Genomic DNA, 18,833 nt, shown 5'->3' with positions numbered 1-18,833 from the left:
GCCGTGGCGTACCCGCAGGCTGCTCAGCCGCAGCCGGTCCCACCACCGTCCGTGAAGGTCATCCTGACCAGTGCCGAACTGGCCCGGGTGGTGGACCGAATCGCACACCAGATCCTGGAGAAGACCCAGGGCGCGGCCGACACCGTACTGCTCGGTATCCCCACCCGGGGCGCTCCGCTGGCCCGCCGGCTGGCCGCCCGGATCAGCGCCTTCGAGGACATCGACGTACCGGTGGGTGTGCTGGATATCACTCTCTACCGTGACGATCTCCGTCGACACGCGGTACGCGCGATCGGGCCGACCCAGGTTCCCCCGGAGGGCATCGACGGCAAGCGGGTGATCCTGGTCGACGACGTCCTCTTCTCCGGCCGGACCGTCCGGGCCGCCCTGGACGCGCTCACCGAACTCGGCCGGCCGAGTTCGGTACAGCTCGCCGTGCTGGTCGACCGGGGCCACCGGGAGTTGCCGATCCGGGCCGACTATGTGGGGAAGAACATCCCGACGGCGCTCGCCGAGAGCGTCAAGGTGACACTCGCGGAGACCGACGGCGCCGACGAGGTCAAGCTGATCGGAGGGGCGGCATAGTGCTCAAACACCTACTTTCCGGTGCGGATCTCGACGCGGCGACCGCGACGTTGATCCTGGACACCGCCGCCGAGATGGCGACGGTGGCCGGCCGCGAGGTGAAGAAGCTGCCCGCGCTGCGCGGCCGTACCGTGGTCAACCTCTTCTACGAGGACTCCACCCGGACCCGGATCTCCTTCGAGGCGGCGGCGAAGCGGCTCTCCGCCGACGTGATCAACTTTTCCGCCAAGGGCTCCAGCGTCTCCAAGGGCGAGAGCCTGAAGGACACCGCGCTGACCCTCCAGGCGATGGGCGCCGACGCGGTGGTGATCCGGCACCCCGCCTCCGGTGCGCCGCACCGGCTCGCCAACTGGGTCGACGGCTCGGTGCTCAACGCCGGGGACGGCACCCACGAGCACCCGACCCAGGCGCTGCTCGACGCGTACACGATGCGGTCCCGACTGGGGCGGATCGCCGGGCTCTCCGTCGCGGTCGTCGGTGACGTGCTGCACAGCCGGGTCGCCCGCTCCAACGTGCTGCTGCTGGCCACCCTCGGCGCCAAGGTGACCCTGGTCGGCCCGCCGACGCTGATCCCGGTCGACATCGGCACGGCGCTCGCGCCCGGCACCGAGGTGTCGTACGACCTCGACGCGGTGCTGCCCACCTCGGACGTGGTGATGATGCTGCGGGTGCAGCGGGAGCGGATGGCCGACTCCTTCTTCCCGTCCGCCCGGGAGTACGCCCGGCGGTACGGGCTCGACGGACCCCGGATGGCCCGACTGCCGGACCACGCCATCGTGATGCACCCGGGTCCGATGAACCGCGGGATGGAGATCGCGCCCGAGGTGGCCGACTCGCCCCGCTCCACGATCGTCGAACAGGTCGCCAACGGCGTCTCCGTCCGGATGGCCGTCCTGTACCTGCTGCTGGGGGGAATGAAGTGAAGACCGAGTTGACGGCCGGAGGTGACCCGGGCGCCGCGTACCTGATCCGGGGAGTGCGGGTGGTCGGCGCCGAGCCGACCGACCTGCTGCTCACCGGCGGCGTGGTGGCCGAGGCGGGCCGGGGCCTGGCCGCCCGTGGGGCGCGGGTGGTCGACGGGGACGGGCTGGTCGCGCTGCCCGGCCTGGTCGACCTGCACACGCACCTGCGGGAACCGGGCCGGGAGGACGCCGAGACGGTCGAGTCCGGCTCGCGGGCGGCGGCGCTGGGGGGCTACACCGCCGTCTGCGCGATGGCGAACACCTCGCCGGTCGCCGACACCGCCGGGGTGGTCGAGCAGGTCTGGCGGCTCGGCCGCGAGGCCGGGCTGGTCGACGTGCAGCCGATCGGTGCCGTCACCGTCGGGCTGGCCGGCGAGCACCTGGCCGAGCTGGGCGCGATGGCCGAGTCCGCCGCCCGGGTGCGGATCTTCTCCGACGACGGGCACTGCGTCGCCGACCCCCGGCTGATGCGCCGGGCCCTGGAGTACGTCAAGGCGTTCGACGGGGTCATCGCGCAGCACGCCGAGGAGCCCCGGCTGACCGAGGGCGCCCAGATGCACGAGGGCGAGGTCTCGACCCGGCTCGGCCTGACCGGTTGGCCGGCGGTCGCCGAGGAGGCGATCATCGCCCGGGACGTGCTGCTGGCCGAGCACGTCGGCAGCCGGCTGCACGTCTGCCACCTCTCCACCGCCGGCAGCGTCGAGGTGCTCCGGCACGCCAAGAAGCGCGGGGTACGGGTCACCGCCGAGGTGACCCCGCACCATCTGCTGCTCACCGACGAACGGGCCACCAGCTACGACCCGGTGTTCAAGGTGAACCCGCCGCTGCGGACCGCCGCCGACGTCACCGCGCTGCGCGAGGCGCTGGTCGAGGGGATCGTCGACATCGTCGCCACCGACCACGCCCCGCACGCGCTGGAGGACAAGGAGTGCGAGTGGGCGTACGCCCGGCCGGGCATGCTCGGGCTGGAGACGGCGCTCTCGGTGCTGCTCGACGTACTCGGCGAACGGTGGGACCTGATCGCCGAGCGGATGTCCCGGACCCCGGCCCGGATCGCCGGGCTGGTCGAGCACGGCCGCGACCCGGCACCCGGGGTACCGGCCAACCTGACCCTGGTGGATCCGGCGGCCCGTCGCACCATCGACCCGGGCGAGCAGGCCAGCCGCAGCCGCAACACCCCGTACGCCGGGCTCACCCTGCCCGGCCGGATCGTCGCGACCTTCCTGCGCGGCGAGCCGACGGTGCTGGACGGAAAGGCGGTGCGGTGATGAGTCGGCGTCGACCGGCGATCCTGGTCCTGGAGGACGGCCGGAGCTTCCGGGGCGAGGCGTACGGCAGCGTGGGGGAGACCTTCGGCGAGGCGGTCTTCAACACCGGGATGACCGGCTACCAGGAGACCCTGACCGACCCGTCGTACCACCGCCAGGTGGTGGTGCAGACCGCGCCGCACATCGGCAACACCGGGGTGAACCCCGAGGACGACGAGTCGGGCCGGATCTGGGTGGCCGGGTACGTCGTCCGGGACCCGGCCCGGATCGGCTCGAACTGGCGGGCCACCGGCGCCCTGGAGGACCGGCTCGCCACCGAGGGCGTGGTCGGGATCGCCGGGGTGGACACCCGGGCGCTCACCCGGCACCTGCGGGAGCGCGGCGCGATGCGGGTCGGGGTGTCGAGCCTGACCGAGGACCCGAACGAGCTGCTGGCCCGGGTCCGCGAGGCACCCCGGATGGAGGGGGCCGACCTCTCCGCCGAGGTGACCACGCCCCGGCCGTACGTGGTGCAGGCCGAGGGGGAGCACCGGTTCACCGTGGCCGCGCTCGACCTGGGGATCAAGCGGAACGTGCCGCGCCGGCTCGCCGCGCGCGGGGTCACCACGCACGTGCTGCCGGCGTCGTCGAGCATCGACGACCTGCTGGCCACCGGCGCCGACGCGGTCTTCTTCTCGCCCGGCCCGGGTGACCCGGCGACCGCCGACCATCCGGCCGGGCTGGCCCGCGAGGTGATGCGCCGGCAGGTTCCGCTCTTCGGGATCTGCTTCGGCAGCCAGATCCTCGGCCGGGCGCTCGGCTTCGGCACCTACAAGCTGGGGTACGGGCACCGGGGCATCAACCAGCCGGTGCTGGACCAGTCCACCGGCAAGGTGGAGGTGACCAGTCACAACCACGGGTTCGCGGTCGACGCGCCGCTGAACCAGGTGATCGACACCGACTTCGGCGGGGTCGAGGTGAGCCATGTCTGCCTGAACGACAACGTGGTCGAGGGGCTGCGGGCCAGGGACGTGCCCGCGTTCACCGTGCAGTACCACCCGGAGGCGGCGGCCGGCCCGCACGACGCGGACTACCTCTTCGACCGCTTCGCCGAGTTGATCGAGAAGAAGGGCTCCTGATGCCCAGGCGGACAGACCTCAAGCACGTACTGGTGATCGGCTCCGGGCCGATCGTGATCGGCCAGGCCTGCGAGTTCGACTACTCCGGTACCCAGGCCTGCCGGGTACTGCGCGCCGAGGGGCTGCGGGTCAGCCTGGTCAACTCCAACCCGGCGACCATCATGACCGACCCGGAGTTCGCCGACGCCACCTACGTCGAGCCGATCACCCCGGAGTTCGTCGAGCTGGTGATCGCCAAGGAGCGACCCGACGCGCTGCTGCCCACCCTGGGCGGCCAGACCGCGCTGAACACCGCGGTCGCGCTGCACGAGTCCGGGGTGCTCGCCAAGTACGGTGTCGAGCTGATCGGCGCCGACATCGACGCGATCCGGCGCGGCGAGGACCGGCAGCTCTTCAAGGAGATCGTCGCCAAGGCCGGCGGCGAGACCCCGCGCAGCCGGGTCTGCCACTCCATGGACGAGGTCCGGGCCACCGTCGGCGAACTCGGCCTGCCGGTGGTGATCCGGCCGTCGTTCACGATGGGCGGGCTCGGCTCCGGGATGGCGCACACCGACGAGGACCTGGAGCGGATCGCCGGGGCGGGGCTCGCCGCCAGCCCGGTGCACGAGGTACTCATCGAGGAGAGCGTGCTCGGCTGGAAGGAGTACGAACTCGAACTGATGCGGGACCGGCACGACAACGTCGTGGTGGTCTGCTCGATCGAGAACGTCGACCCGATGGGGGTGCACACCGGGGACAGCGTCACCGTCGCACCGGCGATGACCCTGACCGACCGGGAATACCAGCGGCTGCGTGACCTCGGCATCGCGGTGCTCCGCGAGGTCGGGGTGGACACCGGCGGCTGCAACATCCAGTTCGCGGTCAACCCGCGCGACGGCCGGCTGGTCGTGATCGAGATGAACCCCCGGGTCTCCCGCTCGTCCGCGCTCGCCTCCAAGGCGACCGGCTTCCCGATCGCCAAGATCGCCGCGAAGCTGGCCGTCGGCTACACCCTGGACGAGATCCCGAACGACATCACCCTGAAGACTCCCGCCGCCTTCGAGCCGACCCTCGACTACGTGGTGGTGAAGATCCCCCGGTTCGCCTTCGAGAAGTTCCCGGCCGCCGACAAGGAACTCACCACCACGATGAAGTCGGTCGGTGAGGCGATGAGCCTGGGCCGGAACTTCCCCGAGGCGCTGAACAAGGCAATGCGCTCGATGGAGACGAAGGAGGGCGGCTTCTGGACCGTGCCGGACCCGGCGGGCGCCACGTGCGAGAACACCCTCGCCGCGCTGGGCACCCCGCACGACGGGCGGCTCTACACCGTCGAGCGGGCGCTGCGGCTCGGCGCCTCGGTGGCGCAGGTGTCGGAGGCGTCCGGCGGAATGGACCCCTGGTTCCTGGACCAGATCGCCGGGCTGGTCGAGCTGCGCGCCGAGATCGTCGCCGCGGCCGTACTCGACGAGGAGCTGTTGCGCCGGGCCAAGCGGGCCGGCATCTCGGACCGGCAGCTCGCGGCGCTCCGCCCGGAGCTGGCCGCCGAGGACGGGGTACGCACGCTCCGGCACCGGCTCGGGGTACGCCCGGTCTACAAGACCGTGGACACCTGCGCCGCCGAGTTCGCCGCCGGTACTCCGTACCACTACAGCAGTTACGAGGAAGAGACCGAGGTGACCGCCTCGGACCGGCCGAAGGTGCTGATCCTCGGCTCCGGGCCGAACCGGATCGGCCAGGGCATCGAGTTCGACTACTCCTGTGTGCACGCGGTGATGGCCCTGCGGGCGGTCGGCTACGAGACCGTGATGGTCAACTGCAACCCGGAGACCGTCTCCACCGACTACGACACCGCCGACCGGCTCTACTTCGAGCCGCTGACCTTCGAGGACGTGCTGGAGGTCTGGCACTCCGAGGACAGTTCGGGCAGGGCGGCCGGCGGGCCGGGCGTGGTCGGCGTGGTCGTGCAGCTCGGCGGGCAGACCCCGCTGGGTCTGGCGCAGCGACTCAAGGACGCCGGGGTGCCGATCGTCGGCACCAGCCCGGAGTCGATCCACCTGGCCGAGGAGCGGGGCGCGTTCGGCGCGCTGCTGGACCGGGCCGGGCTGCGTTCCCCGGCGCACGGCACCGCCACCTCGTTCTCCGAGGCGCAGGCGATCGCCGCCGAGATCGGCTATCCGGTGCTGGTCCGGCCCTCGTACGTGCTGGGCGGGCGGGGCATGGAGATCGTCTACGACGACGAGACGCTGCGCGGGTACATCACCCGGGCCACCGACATCTCGCCGGACCATCCGGTACTGGTGGACCGCTTCCTCGACGACGCGATCGAGATCGACGTGGACGCGCTCTGCGACGCCGACGGCGAGGTCTACATCGGCGGGGTGATGGAGCACATCGAGGAGGCCGGGATCCACTCCGGCGACTCGTCCTGCGCCCTGCCGCCGATCACGCTGGCCAGCTCGCACCTGGCGGCGGTACGCCACTACACCGTGCAGATCGCCCGGGGGATCGGGGTGCGCGGCCTGCTCAACGTGCAGTACGCGCTGAAGGACGACACCCTCTACGTGCTGGAGGCGAACCCCCGGGCGTCCCGTACCGTGCCGTTCGTCTCCAAGGCGACGGCGGTGCCGCTGGCCAAGGCGGCGGCCCGGATCATGCTCGGCGCCACCATCGCCGAGCTGCGCGCCGAGCGGCTGCTCCCGCCGACCGGCGACGGCACCACCACCCCGGTCGACGCGCCGGTCGCGGTGAAGGAGGCGGTGCTGCCGTTCAAGCGGTTCCGGACCCCGACCGGCAAGGGCATCGATTCGCTGCTCGGCCCGGAGATGAAGTCCACCGGCGAGGTGATGGGCATCGACACCGCCTTCGGGCACGCCTTCGCCAAGTCGCAGGCGGCGGCGTACGGCTCGCTGCCGGTCCGGGGCAGGGTCTTCGTCTCGGTGGCCAACCGGGACAAGCGCGGCATGATCTTCCCGGTCAAGCGCCTCGCCGACCTCGGCTTCGAGATCGTCGCCACCACCGGCACCGGTGAGGTGCTGCGCCGGCACGGCATCTCCTGCACGCTGATCCGCAAGCACTACGAGGAGGGCGCCGACTCGCCGGACGCGGTCTCGCTGATCGCGGCCGGCGAGGTGGACCTGGTGATCAACACGCCGCAGGGTTCCGGGGCGAGCGCGCGCTCCGACGGGTACGAGATCCGCAGCGCGGCGGTCGGCGCCGACACCCCGTGCATCACCACCGTGCCCGGCGCGGCGGCGGCGGTGATGGGGATCGAGGCGCTGATCCGCGGCGACATGTCGGTGCGGCCGTTGCAGGAGTTGCACGCGGCGCTGCGGGCCGGCGAGTGAGCGCGACGACGACGGAACCGGGCCGGGGCACGGCGGGCGGGGGAGCGGTCTTCGACCGGATCGTCCGGCCGGCGCTGTTCCGGCTCGGCGGCGGCGACGCCGAGACCGCGCACGAGTGGACGCTGCGCCGGCTGGCCGGGCTCTCCCGCAGCCCGGCCGCGCTGGCCGCGCTGCGGGCCCGGTACGCCGTCTCCGCCCCGCGCACCGTCTTCGGGATCGGCTTCCCCAACCCGGTCGGGCTGGCCGCCGGGATGGACAAGGACGGCGCCGCGCTGCCGGCCTGGCCCGCGCTCGGCTTCGGCTTCGTCGAGGTGGGTACGGTCACCGCGCACCCGCAGCCGGGCAACCCCCGGCCGAGGCTGTTCCGGCTGCCGGAGAGCGCGGCCGTGATCAACCGGATGGGCTTCAACAACGCCGGTGCCGAGGCGCTGGCCGCCCGGCTGGCCGCGCTGCGCCGGCCGCTGGGGGTGCCGCTCGGCATCTCGCTGGGCAAGTCCAAGGTCACCCCGCTGGACGACGCCGTCGCCGACTACCTCGCCTCGTACCGGGCGCTGGCGCCGTACGGCGACTACTTCGCGGTCAACGTCTCCTCGCCGAACACCCCGGGGTTGCGGGCGCTCCAGGACCGGGCGCACCTCGACGCGCTGCTGACCGCGCTGGTCGGGGAGAAGCCGATCCTGGTCAAGATCGCCCCGGACCTGACCGAGCCGGCCATCGCCGAACTGCTGGCGGTCTGCCTGGACCGGGGCGCCGCCGGGGTGATCGCCACCAACACCACGCTGGGCCGGGACGGGATCGCCGCCGCCGACGCGCACCGGGCCGGCGAGGCGGGCGGGCTCTCCGGGCGGCCGCTGACGGCGCGTACCCGCGAGGTGGTCTCCTTCGTGCACCGCGAGACCGGCGGGGCGCTGCCGGTGGTCGGGGTGGGCGGCATCCTCGACCCGGCGGACGGCACCGCGCTGCTGGACGCCGGGGCCAGCCTGGTGCAGCTCTACACCGGCTTCGTCTACGGCGGGCCGGGACTGGTCCGCGCGGTGGCCCGGGCGAGCCGGCGGTGAGCCCCGGGGAGGCCGCCACAGCGGGACCGGGGGAGCGGCGGTGACCCCGGAGGAGATCGTCGCGGCCGACCGGGCCCACGTCTGGCACCCGTACGCCCCGATGCCGGCCAGCACCGACCCCTTCGTGGTCTCCAGCGCCGAGGGGGTCCGGCTGCGCCTGGCCGACGGCCGGGAACTCGTCGACGGCATGTCGTCGTGGTGGGCGGCGATCCACGGGTACCGGCATCCGGTGCTGGACGCCGCCGTCACCGACCAGCTCGGCCGGATGAGCCACGTGATGTTCGGCGGGCTGACCCACGAGCCCGCCGTCCGGCTGGCCGACACCCTGGTCGGGATCACCCCGCCCGGCCTGGAACACGTCTTCCTCTGCGACTCCGGCTCGGTCTCCGTCGAGGTGGCGGTCAAGATGGCGTTGCAGTACCAGCGCGGCCGGGGGCGGCCCCAGCGGCACCGGCTGGCCACCTGGCGGGGCGGCTACCACGGGGACACCTTCCATCCGATGAGCGTCTGCGACCCGGTCGGCGGGATGCACTCGCTCTGGACCGGCGTACTGCCCCGGCAGGTCTTCGCCGCCGAGCCGCCGCCCGGCTTCGCCGCCCCGGTCGACCCCGGGTACGCGACCGCGCTCGCCGACGCGCTGCACCGGCATGCCGGCGAACTCGCCGCGGTGATCGTCGAGCCGGTGGTGCAGGGGGCCGGCGGGATGCGCTTCCACAACCCGGAGTACCTGCGGCTGCTCCGCGAGGTCTGCACCGAGCACGACATCGTGCTGATCTTCGACGAGATCGCCACCGGCTTCGGCCGGACCGGCGCGCTCTTCGCGGCGGAGCACGCGGGGGTGACCCCGGACGTGATGTGTCTGGGCAAGGCGCTCACCGGCGGCTACCTGAGCCTGGCCGCCACGCTCTGCACCCCCGGGGTCGCCGAGGGCATCTCCGCGACCGGGGTACTCGCGCACGGCCCGACCTTCATGGGGAACCCGCTTTCCTGTGCGGTCGCAAACGCCTCTATCGGGCTGCTGGAGGCCGGAAACTGGGCGGTGGACGTGTCGAGGATCTCCGCGGGGCTCTCGGCCGGCCTGGCGCCGTTACGGGGCGCCGCAGGGGTGGCCGACGTGCGGGTGCTGGGCGCGATCGGCGTGGTGCAACTCGACCACGACGTGAAGATGTCGGCGGCGACCGAGGCCGCGGCGACGTACGGGGTCTGGCTGCGCCCGTTCCGGGACCTGATCTACACGATGCCGCCGTACGTCACCGGGGAGGACGACCTGGCCCTGATCTGCGCGGCGATCGGCGCCGCCGCCCAGGCCGGCTGAGGCGGACGCGCCGCTCCCCGGTGGATCCGTCGACGCGGTACGTCGGCGGGGCGGCGGCCGGTCGAGGACATGACGGTTAGTCGCGGCGACCTGACGGAGGGTCAGGTCGCCGGCGGAGAGGAGAGGCGAATGGAGACCTTCGGCAGTCGGCTGCACCGGGCGATGGCGGAGCGCGGGCCGCTCTGCGTCGGCATCGATCCCCATCCCGCGCTGCTGAGCCGGTGGGGGCTGAGCGACGACGTCGACGGGCTGGCCCGGTTCGGCGAGACGGTGGTCGAGGCGCTCGGCGACCGGGTCGCGGTGGTCAAGCCGCAGTCGGCATTTTTCGAGCGGTTCGGGTCGCGCGGGGTCGGCGTACTTGAGTCAATTATCCGACAGTTGCGGGGCGCCGGAGCGCTCGTTCTGCTTGACGTCAAGCGCGGCGACATCGGCTCCACGGTCGCCGCGTACGCCGACGCGTACCTGGATCCATCCAGCCCGATGTATGTCGACGCGATCACCGCGAGCCCCTTCCTGGGGGTCGGCTCGCTCGCCCCGATGTTCGACACGGCGCGCAAGCACGGCGGCGGCGTCTTCGTGCTGGCGCTCACCTCCAACCCCGAGGGCGCCAGCGTCCAGCGCGCCGTCGGCGCGGACGGACGAACCGTCGCGCAAACGATCATTGAAGAGATTTCGCAGCTCAACGCGGGTGCGGAACCGCTGGGCAGCTTCGGGCTCGTCGTCGGCGCCACCATCGGCGAGACCGGACACGACCTCTCCGGAGTGGGCGGACCGCTGCTCGCCCCGGGCCTCGGCGCGCAGGGCGGACGCGCCGACGACCTGCGTACGGTCTTCGGCGGCGAGCTGTCGAAGGTGCTTCCGTCGTACTCCCGGGAGGTGCTCGGGGCGGGCCCCGAGCCGGCCGCGTTGCGGGCCGCCGCGGAGCGGGCGCTGGCCGATTGCCGGGCCGCGCTGACCGGCGGCGGTCAGTGATCTCACGGTTACGCTGACATGATCATGGCGTGCCCACGTTGCCGAAACCTCCGTTGGCCGCTAGTTTTCCCGGCGCTGGGAACCACATACCCCTTTGGTTGCCAGGCACACCACGTTTCACAGATGCGACGGCGCGTCCCGCCCGTCGCGATAGGGACCTGAGGAGAACTGGTGCCGCTCCCCCAACTGAGCCCCGAACAGCGCGCAGCCGCGCTGGAGAAGGCCGCGGAGATCCGCAAGGCCCGGGCGAAGCTCAAGGAAGAGCTCAAGCAGGGCAAGACCAACCTCGCCGCCGTCCTCGACCGTGCGGAGTCGGACGACGTCGTCGGCAAGCTGAAGGTATCGGCCGTACTTCAGGCCATGCCGGGAATCGGCAAGATCCGGGCCACCCAGATCATGGAGAAGCTCAAGATCGCCGACAGCCGTCGCCTCCGTGGCCTCGGTGAGCAGCAGCGCAAGGCACTGCTTGGAGAATTCTCGGCGAACTAGTTCCACCCGCCGTGTAGAAACAAGCAGTGGGTACGCATGACGATGTCCGCCCAGCGGCTCGTCTCACGGTCCTTGCCGGTCCCTCCGGGGCCGGCAAGGACAGCGTGACGGAACTTGTCCGGTCCCGGTCGCCCCGGTTGTGGCTCCCGGTCCCGGTGACCACCCGCCCCCGTCGGCGGTACGAGATCGACGGGGTGCACTACCGCTTCCTGGACCGGACCGAATTCGCCCGGCTGCTCGACGGCGGAGAGTTGCTGGAGTGGTCGGAGATCGGCGTCCACCGGTACGGCACGCCCCGCGAGCCGGTACGGACCCGGCTGTCGGCCGGCCAACCCGTGCTGCTCCCGATCGACCTGCGCGGCGCGTACCAGGTACGGGCGGCGATGCCGCAGGCCCGGCTGGTCTACCTGGCTCCGACCCGGTCGGACGCGCACGCCGCCGGTCGCGAATTCGACGCCACGGTCGTGAACGACGTGCTCGGGCGTGCTGCGGACGAACTGGTAAGCTTGCTCGGTTCGTCCTTTCTGACGCCGACCTGAGGCAACGCCGACCCGGGGGAAACAACCCGGAGTGCTGCCGACGCGGTCGACGCGGATTCGAGGCGGGCAGCGACCTGAGCCAACTCCGACCTGACCGCCGCGCCCGGCGGTCGAGAAGACACCGAGGTTTATCCCCGTGGGATCCATCGCCAGTCCCGAAGGCATCACCAACCCGCCGATCGACGAGCTGCTCGAGAAGACCACCTCGAAGTACGCTCTGGTGATCTTCGCCGCCAAGCGCGCCCGCCAGGTGAACGCCTACTACAGCCAGCTCGGCGAGGGCCTGCTGGAGTACGTCGGCCCGCTGGTGGAGACCACTCCGCAGGAGAAGCCGCTCTCGATCGCGATGCGGGAGATCAACGCCGGTCTGCTCACCGCCGAGCCGACCGACCAGCCGTAGGGTCGTCCGGGCGTCGGCGATGACCGCTGTCGTTCTCGGGGTGGGCGGTGGCATCGCCGCCTACAAGGCCTGTGAGCTGCTCCGGCTCTTCACCGAGTCGGGGCACCGGGTCCGGGTCGTGCCGACCGCCTCCGCGCTGCGCTTCGTCGGCGCGCCGACCTGGGCGGCGCTGAGTGGCCAGCCGGTCGCCGACGACGTCTGGGCCGACGTGCACGAGGTGCCGCACGTCCGCCTCGGCCAGGCCGCCGACCTGGTGGTCGTCGCCCCGGCAACGGCCGACCTGCTGGCCAAGGCCGCGCACGGTCTCGCCGACGACCTGCTCACCAACACCCTGCTGACCGCCCGCTGCCCGGTGGTGCTCGCCCCGGCGATGCACACCGAGATGTGGGAGCATGCGGCCACCGTGCAGAACGTCGCGACGCTGCGTCAGCGGGGCGTCCTGGTGATCGAGCCGGCGAGCGGCCGGCTGACCGGCGTCGACACCGGCAAGGGCCGGCTGCCCGACCCGGCCGAGATCTTCGCGGTGTCCCGCCGGGTGCTCGCCCGCGGCGTCGCCGAGCCCCGGGACCTGGCCGGCCGCCGGGTGGTGGTGACCGCCGGTGGCACCCGCGAGCCGCTGGACCCGGTGCGGTTCCTCGGCAACCGGTCGTCGGGCAAGCAGGGCTACGCCTTCGCCCGCACGGCGGTGGCCCGGGGCGCCCAGGTGACGGTGGTCGCCGCGAACGTGGCGCTGCCGGACCCGGCCGGCGCGGACGTGGTCCGGGTCTCCACCACCGAGGAGCTGCGCAAGGCCACCCTGGAGGCGGCCGAGACGGCCGACGCCGTGGTGATGGCGGCGGCACCGGCGGACTTCCGGCCGGCGACGTACGCGCCCAACAAGATCAAGAAGTCGGACCGGGGCGACAACCTCACCGTCGAACTGGTGGCCAACCCCGACATCGCCGCCGAGCTGGGCCAGCGCCGCCGGCCGGAGCAGGTGCTGGTCGCCTTCGCCGCCGAGACCAGCGACGCCGAGGCGAACGCCCGGGCCAAGCTGGTCCGCAAGCGCGCCGACCTGATCGTGGTGAACGAGGTCGGCCCGGACTTGGTCTTCGGTGCCGACCGCAACACCGCCGTCGTGCTCGGCGCTGACGGTTCGGCGACAGCGTTTCCCGAGCAATCCAAGGAAGATCTCGCCGACGGCGTCTGGGATCTGGTAGTAACGCGCTTAACCGGCCTGTCATGACCGGGTAGCACGCTTACCGGGCAAGGTCAGGGGACCAGGCGGCCGTGACTACACTGCCGCGTCAACTGAATTCGATATCTTTAGGAGCACCGTGGTACGTCGCTTGTTCACCTCGGAGTCGGTCACGGAAGGCCACCCCGACAAGATCGCTGACCAGATCAGCGACGGCATCCTCGACGCGCTGCTGGACCAGGATCCGCGTAGCCGGGTCGCGGTCGAAACTCTCATCACGACCGGCCAGGTGCACGTCGCGGGCGAGGTGACCACGAAGGCGTACGCCGACATTCCGGCAATCGTCCGCGAGACGATCCTCGGCATCGGCTACGACTCGTCGAAGAAGGGCTTCGACGGCGCCTCCTGCGGCGTCAGCGTGTCGATCGGATCGCAGTCGCCGGACATCGCCCAGGGTGTGGACAGCGCCATCGAGCTGCGCTCCGGCTCGTCGGAGAGCGCGCTGGACGCCCAGGGCGCCGGCGACCAGGGCATGATGTTCGGCTTCGCCTGCTCGGAGACGCCCGAGCTGATGCCGCTGCCGATCGCCCTGGCACACCGGCTGGCCCGGCGGCTCTCCGCCACCCGCAAGGACGGGACCATCCCGTACCTACGGCCGGACGGCAAGACCCAGGTCACGATCGAATACGACGGGCTGCGCCCGGTCCGGCTCGACACGGTCGTCGTCTCCAGCCAGCACGCCGCCGACATCTCGCTGGAGTCGCTGCTCACCCCGGACATCCGCGAGCACGTCATCGCGCCGGAGCTGGAGGAACTGGGCCTCGACATCGACGGGTACCGGCTGCTGGTCAACCCGACCGGCCGGTTCGAGATCGGCGGGCCGATGGGCGACGCCGGACTGACCGGACGCAAGATCATCGTCGACACCTACGGCGGGTACGCCCGGCACGGCGGTGGGGCGTTCTCCGGCAAGGACCCGTCCAAGGTCGACCGCTCGGCCGCGTACGCGACCCGTTGGGTGGCGAAGAACGTGGTGGCCGCCGGGCTGGCCGAGCGCTGCGAGGTCCAGGTCGCGTACGCGATCGGCAAGGCGCACCCGGTGAGCCTCTTCATCGAGACCTTCGGCACCGAGAACGTACCGGTGGACCGGATCGAGCGGGCGGTCGGCGAGGTCTTCGACCTCCGTCCGGCGGCCATCATCCGGGACCTGCACCTGCTCCGCCCGATCTACCGGCAGACCGCCGCGTACGGCCACTTCGGCCGTGAGCTGCCCGACCTGACCTGGGAGAACACGGACCGCGCCGCCGACCTCAAGTCGGCCGCGGGAGCCTGACCACCAGCAAGCGCAGCGACCGGCAGCCCGCGCCTGGGCTGCCGGTCGCTCGCGTCTGCGTGGACGTGCCGCTGGCGCACCTGGACCGGCCCTTCGACTATCTGGTCCCGGCCGACCTCGCCGACCAGGCCCGGCCGGGCACCCGGGTGCGGGTGCGGTTCGCCGGCCAGCTCGTCGACGGCTGGTTGCTGGACCGGGCCGAACTCTCCGCCCACGAGGGCCGGCTGAGCTACCTGGAGCGGGTCGTCTCGCCCGAGCCGGTGCTGACCCCGGAGATCGCCCGGCTGGCCCGGGCGGTCGCCGACCGGTACGCCGGCAACCTCGCCGACGTGCTGCGGCTGGCCGTCCCGCCCCGGCACGCCCGGGTCGAGCGCGAGGCCGCCCCGCCCACCGCGCCGCCCCCACCGACCGGCACCCACCCGGCGACGGAGTCGGTACCGGCGGCGGACGAGACCGGACCGGAACCCGCAGCGGCCGCGGCGACACCGACCGGACCCGTTCCGGACGGTCCCGAGGCGCTGGCCGGAGCGGTTTCGGCGGGTCCCGAGGGGCCGGCCGGACTGGCCGCAGACGGTCCCGAGAGGGCGGTCGGAGCGGTCCCGGACGTCAGCGAGGGGGCGGCCGGAGCGGTTTCCGAGGGCTCCGAAGGGCTGGCCGGAGCGGTCACGAACGGTACCGAGGGGCTGGTCGGTGCCGACGGACCTGTCGAGGCGGGCTGGCGGAGCTATCCGGCCGGACCCGGGTTCCTGCGGGCCCTGGCCGACGGCCGGGCACCCCGGGCGGTCTGGTCGGCGCTGCCCGGCGAGGACTGGGCGACCCGGTTCGCGGAGGCGGCGGCGGCGACCGTACGCGGCGGCCGGGGCGTGGTGGCGGTGGTGGCCGACGCCCGGGACCTCGAACGACTCGACGCCGCGCTGACCGGGCTGCTCGGCGCCGGGCGGCACGTGGCGCTCTCGGCGGCACTCGGGCCGGCGCGGCGGTACCGGGCCTTCCTCGCGGCCTGCCGGGGCCGGGTACCGGTCGTGATCGGTACCCGGGCCGCGATGTTCGCCCCGGTCGCCGACCTCGGGCTGGTGGCGATCTGGGACGACGGCGACGACCTGCACGCCGAGCCCCGGGCGCCGTACCCGCACGCCCGGGAGGTGCTGCTCACCCGGGCGCGGCTCGGTGACGCCGCGGTGCTGGTCGGCGGGTACGCCCGCACCGCCGAGTCGCGGCTGCTCGTCGAGACGGGGTGGGCACGGGAGATCGTGGCCGACCGGGCGACGCTGCGGGCGCGTACCCCGAGGATCACCCCGACCGGCGACGACCCGCAGTTGGCCCGGGACCCCGCCGCGGCCTCGGCCCGGCTGCCGAGCCTGGCCTGGGACGCGGCCCGGGCGGCGTTGAAGGCCGACGCGCCGGTACTCGTCCAGGTGCCCCGGCGCGGCTATCTGCCGGCGGTGGCCTGCGCGCAGTGCCGGGCGCCGGCCCGGTGCCCGCACTGCTCCGGCCCGCTCGCCCTGCGCTCGGCCAGCGCGACTCCGGCCTGCCGGTGGTGCGCCCGGGTGACCGCCGGATACTCCTGCCCGCAGTGCGGCGGGCACCGGCTCCGGGCGGCGGTGGTGGGTGCCCGGCGTACCGCCGAGGAGCTGGGCCGGGCGTTTCCGGGCGTGCCGGTGCGGACCTCGGGCCGGGAGGAGGTGCTGCGTTCGGTGCCCGGTGACGCGGGCCTGGTGATCGCGACGCCCGGCGCCGAGCCGGTGGCCGACGGCGGCTACGGCGCGGTGCTGCTGCTGGACTCCTGGGCGCTGCTGACCCGGGCGGACCTGCGGGCCGGGGAGGAGGCGCTGCGTCGCTGGCTGGCGGCGGCGGCGCTGGCCCGGCCCGGTGCGGCCGGCGGCCGGGTGGTGGTGGTCGCGGACGGGTCGCTGGCGCCGGTGCAGGCGCTGCTGCGCTGGGATCCCGGTTGGTTCGCCGGCCGGGAGCTGGCCGAGCGGCGGGAGCTGGGCTTTCCGCCGGCGGCCCGGATGGCCAGCCTGACCGGGGTGGCGACGGCGGTGGCGGAGCTGCTGGACGAGGCCCGGCTGCCGCCGGCCGCCGAGGTGCTCGGCCCGGTGCCGGCCCCGGAGGGGCAGGAGCGGATGCTGATCCGGGTGCCCCGGTCCCAGGCCGCCGCGCTGGCGACCGCCCTGCACGAGGCGGCGGCGCTCCGCACGGCCCGCAAGGCCGGCCAGCCGGTCCGGGTCCAGGTCGACCCGCAGGACATCTTCTGACGGGTACCGATCTGACCGGGTACTGACCGAGAACCCGACACGGAGGGTTGTTTCGACTACCCTCCGCAGTGGGTATCGGGAGCGGACGCACTCAGAGTCCGACCTGTGATCGGAGATCCGGGTGATACCATCGCCCCTCATGCTCCACGCGAGAAGCGTGACGGAGAGTGACCGCGCCGGTTCGGCGTTCAAACTATTGATCTTGAGCAACCTGGGATCAGGGGTGGGTAGGTCGTGACCGGTCGGCAGTCGATCGTCCTGAACGGTGACCTTGGCAGCGGTAAGAGCACCGTCTCCATCGAGCTGGCCAAACGGCTCGGGCTGCGCCGGGTCAGCGTCGGCGACCTCTATCGGGAGATGGCCCAGCAGCGCAAGATGACCGCGCTCCAGCTCAACCTGCACGCCGAGCTGGACCAGGCGGTCGACGGCTACGTCGACCAGCTCCAGCAGGACATCGCCGACTCCGGCGAGCAGTTGATCGTCGACAGCCGGCTCGCCTGGCACTTCTTCAAGAACGCGCTCAAGATCCATATGATTACCGAGCCGACCGAGGCGGCACGCCGGGTGCTCGCCCGGCCCTCCGGGCCGGCGGAGAGCTACACCTCGATCGAGGAGGCCCGCGCCAAGCTGCACGAACGCAGCGAGAGCGAGCGGAACCGCTTCCTGGTCCGGTACGGCGTCGACAAGGCGAAGCTGCGCAACTACGACCTCATCTGCGACACCACCAAGGCGTCGGCGGTCGAGGTGGTCGAGCACGTCATCGCCGCCTACGAGGGCTCCTTCGGCCAGGAGATCCTTCGGGACTCCCCGCCGCTGCTGCTGCTCGACCCGGCCCGGATCTACCCCACCCAGGAGGTCCAGGGACTGCGCGGCCTCTGGGAGTCGGACTTCGTCGCCCAGGTCGGGCAGGCCGGCGAGGAGGCGCTGGAGCCGCTGCGGATCGGCTACACCGGCGAGAAGTTCTTCGTGGTCGACGGGCACCGCCGGCTCAGCGCGGCGCTGCGCAACGGCTTCAAGCTGGTGCCGGGGGAACTCGTCGCCGAGTGCGACGAGCAGGTGGTCGGCGGGCTCAGCGCGATCGAGTACTTCCGGGCCGAGGTCGGGCTGAGCGTGATCTACGACTGGGACGCCGCGCACGGCACGCAGCTCCCGCTCCCCGAGCACATCCTGGAGCGCACCGACGCCGTACTGGCCGGCGAGCCGGGCACCCAACCCTGACCCGTCGCCCGCCCCTCGGCACCGCCACGTCCCACCCCGCGCTCCGCCCTCCCGCCGTGACCGGCGTCACGGCCGGCTCGCACCGTACCCGGCCCCTCGCACCCGCCGGTCCCGGCGCACCGGTCGTCCCCCTCGCCCGCCCGTAGACTGGGTACGGCACCACCGATCCCATCCGTGAAGGAGCCGTCCCGCGTGACCGTCCAGCCCATCCGTCTCTTCGGGGACCCGGTGCTGCGCACCCCGGCCGAACCGGTCGTCGACTTCGACGCCGAGCTGCGCAAACTGGTCGCCGACCTGACCGACACGATGCGGGAGCAGAACGGCGCCGGCCTGGCCGCGCCGCAGCTCGGCGTGGGCCTGCGGGTGTTCGCCTTCGACGTCGACGACGTGCTCGGACACCTGGTCAACCCGGTACTTGAGTTCCCCGACTCCGACGAGCAGGACGGTCCCGAGGGCTGCCTCTCCATCCCCGGGCTCTACTTCGACACCAAGCGCCGGCTCAACGTGATCGCCAAGGGCTTCAACGAGTACGGCGACCCGATGCAGATCGTCGGCACCGGCCTGATGGCCCGCTGCGTGCAGCACGAGACCGACCACCTCGACGGGGTGCTCTTCCTCGACCGCCTCGACGCCGAGGGGCGCAAGGAGGCGATGAAGGCGATCCGGCAGGCGGACTGGTACGACCAGGACGCCCCGCCGGTGATCAAGGTCAGCCCGCACGACCCGCCGGCCGACCGGCGCCAGGGCCTGGCCGCCAAGCTGGGTCTGGGCGGCTCGGACCGCCCCGCCAGCCCGTTCGGCCTGGGTCGGTGACCCGGCCG

At 72.7% G+C, this 18,833-nt stretch carries 16 protein-coding genes; all 16 read left to right on the top strand.

The annotated features are described in order from the left end of the window. The first annotated feature begins 3 nt into the window (after positions 1-3). The 16 genes from pyrR (at position 4) to def (ending at position 18,825) form a co-directional block, all read left to right on the top strand. On the top strand, positions 4-585 hold the full coding sequence (pyrR, locus tag C6361_RS23185; RefSeq protein ID WP_107262811.1) for a bifunctional pyr operon transcriptional regulator/uracil phosphoribosyltransferase PyrR: 582 nt from the start codon (positions 4-6) through the stop codon (positions 583-585). After that, complete coding sequence (locus tag C6361_RS23180; RefSeq protein WP_107262810.1) at positions 585-1,508, top strand: aspartate carbamoyltransferase catalytic subunit; 924 nt, start codon at positions 585-587, stop codon at positions 1,506-1,508. The genes pyrR and C6361_RS23180 overlap by 1 nt, the downstream gene beginning before the upstream one ends. Next, entirely contained in the window at positions 1,505-2,815 is a 1,311-nt protein-coding gene (locus tag C6361_RS23175) for a dihydroorotase (RefSeq protein WP_234358963.1), read from the top strand. The genes C6361_RS23180 and C6361_RS23175 overlap by 4 nt, the downstream gene beginning before the upstream one ends. Next, positions 2,815-3,933: a glutamine-hydrolyzing carbamoyl-phosphate synthase small subunit gene (gene carA / locus C6361_RS23170; RefSeq protein WP_107262809.1), complete on the top strand. Its 1,119-nt coding sequence runs from the start codon at positions 2,815-2,817 to the stop codon at positions 3,931-3,933. Before C6361_RS23175 ends, carA begins: the two co-directional genes overlap by 1 nt. Further along, entirely contained in the window at positions 3,933-7,256 is a 3,324-nt protein-coding gene (gene carB, locus C6361_RS23165; protein ID WP_107268992.1) for a carbamoyl-phosphate synthase large subunit, read from the top strand. The genes carA and carB overlap by 1 nt, the downstream gene beginning before the upstream one ends. Continuing rightward, complete coding sequence (locus C6361_RS23160; RefSeq protein WP_107268991.1) at positions 7,253-8,314, top strand: quinone-dependent dihydroorotate dehydrogenase; 1,062 nt, start codon at positions 7,253-7,255, stop codon at positions 8,312-8,314. Before carB ends, C6361_RS23160 begins: the two co-directional genes overlap by 4 nt. A 40-nt stretch (positions 8,315-8,354) precedes the next feature. Next, positions 8,355-9,629: an adenosylmethionine--8-amino-7-oxononanoate transaminase gene (locus tag C6361_RS23155; protein ID WP_107268990.1), complete on the top strand. Its 1,275-nt coding sequence runs from the start codon at positions 8,355-8,357 to the stop codon at positions 9,627-9,629. A 129-nt stretch (positions 9,630-9,758) separates the two neighbouring features. Next, positions 9,759-10,601 (top strand): orotidine-5'-phosphate decarboxylase, encoded by an 843-nt coding sequence (gene pyrF / locus C6361_RS23150; protein WP_107262805.1) that lies wholly within the window; start codon positions 9,759-9,761, stop codon positions 10,599-10,601. A 171-nt stretch (positions 10,602-10,772) separates the two neighbouring features. Beyond that, positions 10,773-11,090, top strand: a complete 318-nt coding sequence (gene mihF / locus C6361_RS23145; RefSeq protein ID WP_101366727.1) for an integration host factor, actinobacterial type — start codon at positions 10,773-10,775, stop codon at positions 11,088-11,090. Positions 11,091-11,116: 26 nt separating this feature from the next. Then, complete coding sequence (locus C6361_RS23140) at positions 11,117-11,629, top strand: guanylate kinase (protein ID WP_107268989.1); 513 nt, start codon at positions 11,117-11,119, stop codon at positions 11,627-11,629. 136 nt (positions 11,630-11,765) lie between these two features. After that, the gene (rpoZ, locus tag C6361_RS23135; protein WP_101366725.1) at positions 11,766-12,029 is read left to right on the top strand and encodes a DNA-directed RNA polymerase subunit omega; all 264 of its coding nucleotides are present in this window, start codon (positions 11,766-11,768) and stop codon (positions 12,027-12,029) included. Between the two features lie 19 nt (positions 12,030-12,048). Continuing rightward, complete coding sequence (gene coaBC / locus C6361_RS23130; protein ID WP_107268988.1) at positions 12,049-13,254, top strand: bifunctional phosphopantothenoylcysteine decarboxylase/phosphopantothenate--cysteine ligase CoaBC; 1,206 nt, start codon at positions 12,049-12,051, stop codon at positions 13,252-13,254. 91 nt (positions 13,255-13,345) lie between these two features. Then, positions 13,346-14,539: a methionine adenosyltransferase gene (gene metK, locus C6361_RS23125; protein WP_107262802.1), complete on the top strand. Its 1,194-nt coding sequence runs from the start codon at positions 13,346-13,348 to the stop codon at positions 14,537-14,539. 59 nt (positions 14,540-14,598) lie between these two features. Further along, positions 14,599-16,794: a primosomal protein N' gene (locus tag C6361_RS23120; RefSeq protein WP_107268987.1), complete on the top strand. Its 2,196-nt coding sequence runs from the start codon at positions 14,599-14,601 to the stop codon at positions 16,792-16,794. Positions 16,795-17,028: 234 nt separating this feature from the next. Then, positions 17,029-18,012 carry an AAA family ATPase gene (locus tag C6361_RS23115; protein ID WP_107268986.1) on the top strand — a complete coding sequence of 328 codons (984 nt, stop codon included), beginning with the start codon at positions 17,029-17,031 and terminating at the stop codon, positions 18,010-18,012. A gap of 192 nt (positions 18,013-18,204) precedes the next feature. Continuing rightward, a complete protein-coding gene (def, locus tag C6361_RS23110; protein ID WP_107271129.1) occupies positions 18,205-18,825 on the top strand; it encodes a peptide deformylase in 621 nt (206 codons plus the stop codon). The last annotated feature ends 8 nt before the right edge of the window (positions 18,826-18,833 follow it).

It is taken from the genome of Plantactinospora sp. BC1, from assembly GCF_003030345.1.
GTDB lineage: Bacteria > Actinomycetota > Actinomycetes > Mycobacteriales > Micromonosporaceae > Plantactinospora.
This window is presented reverse-complemented; position numbering and strand designations above follow the sequence as displayed.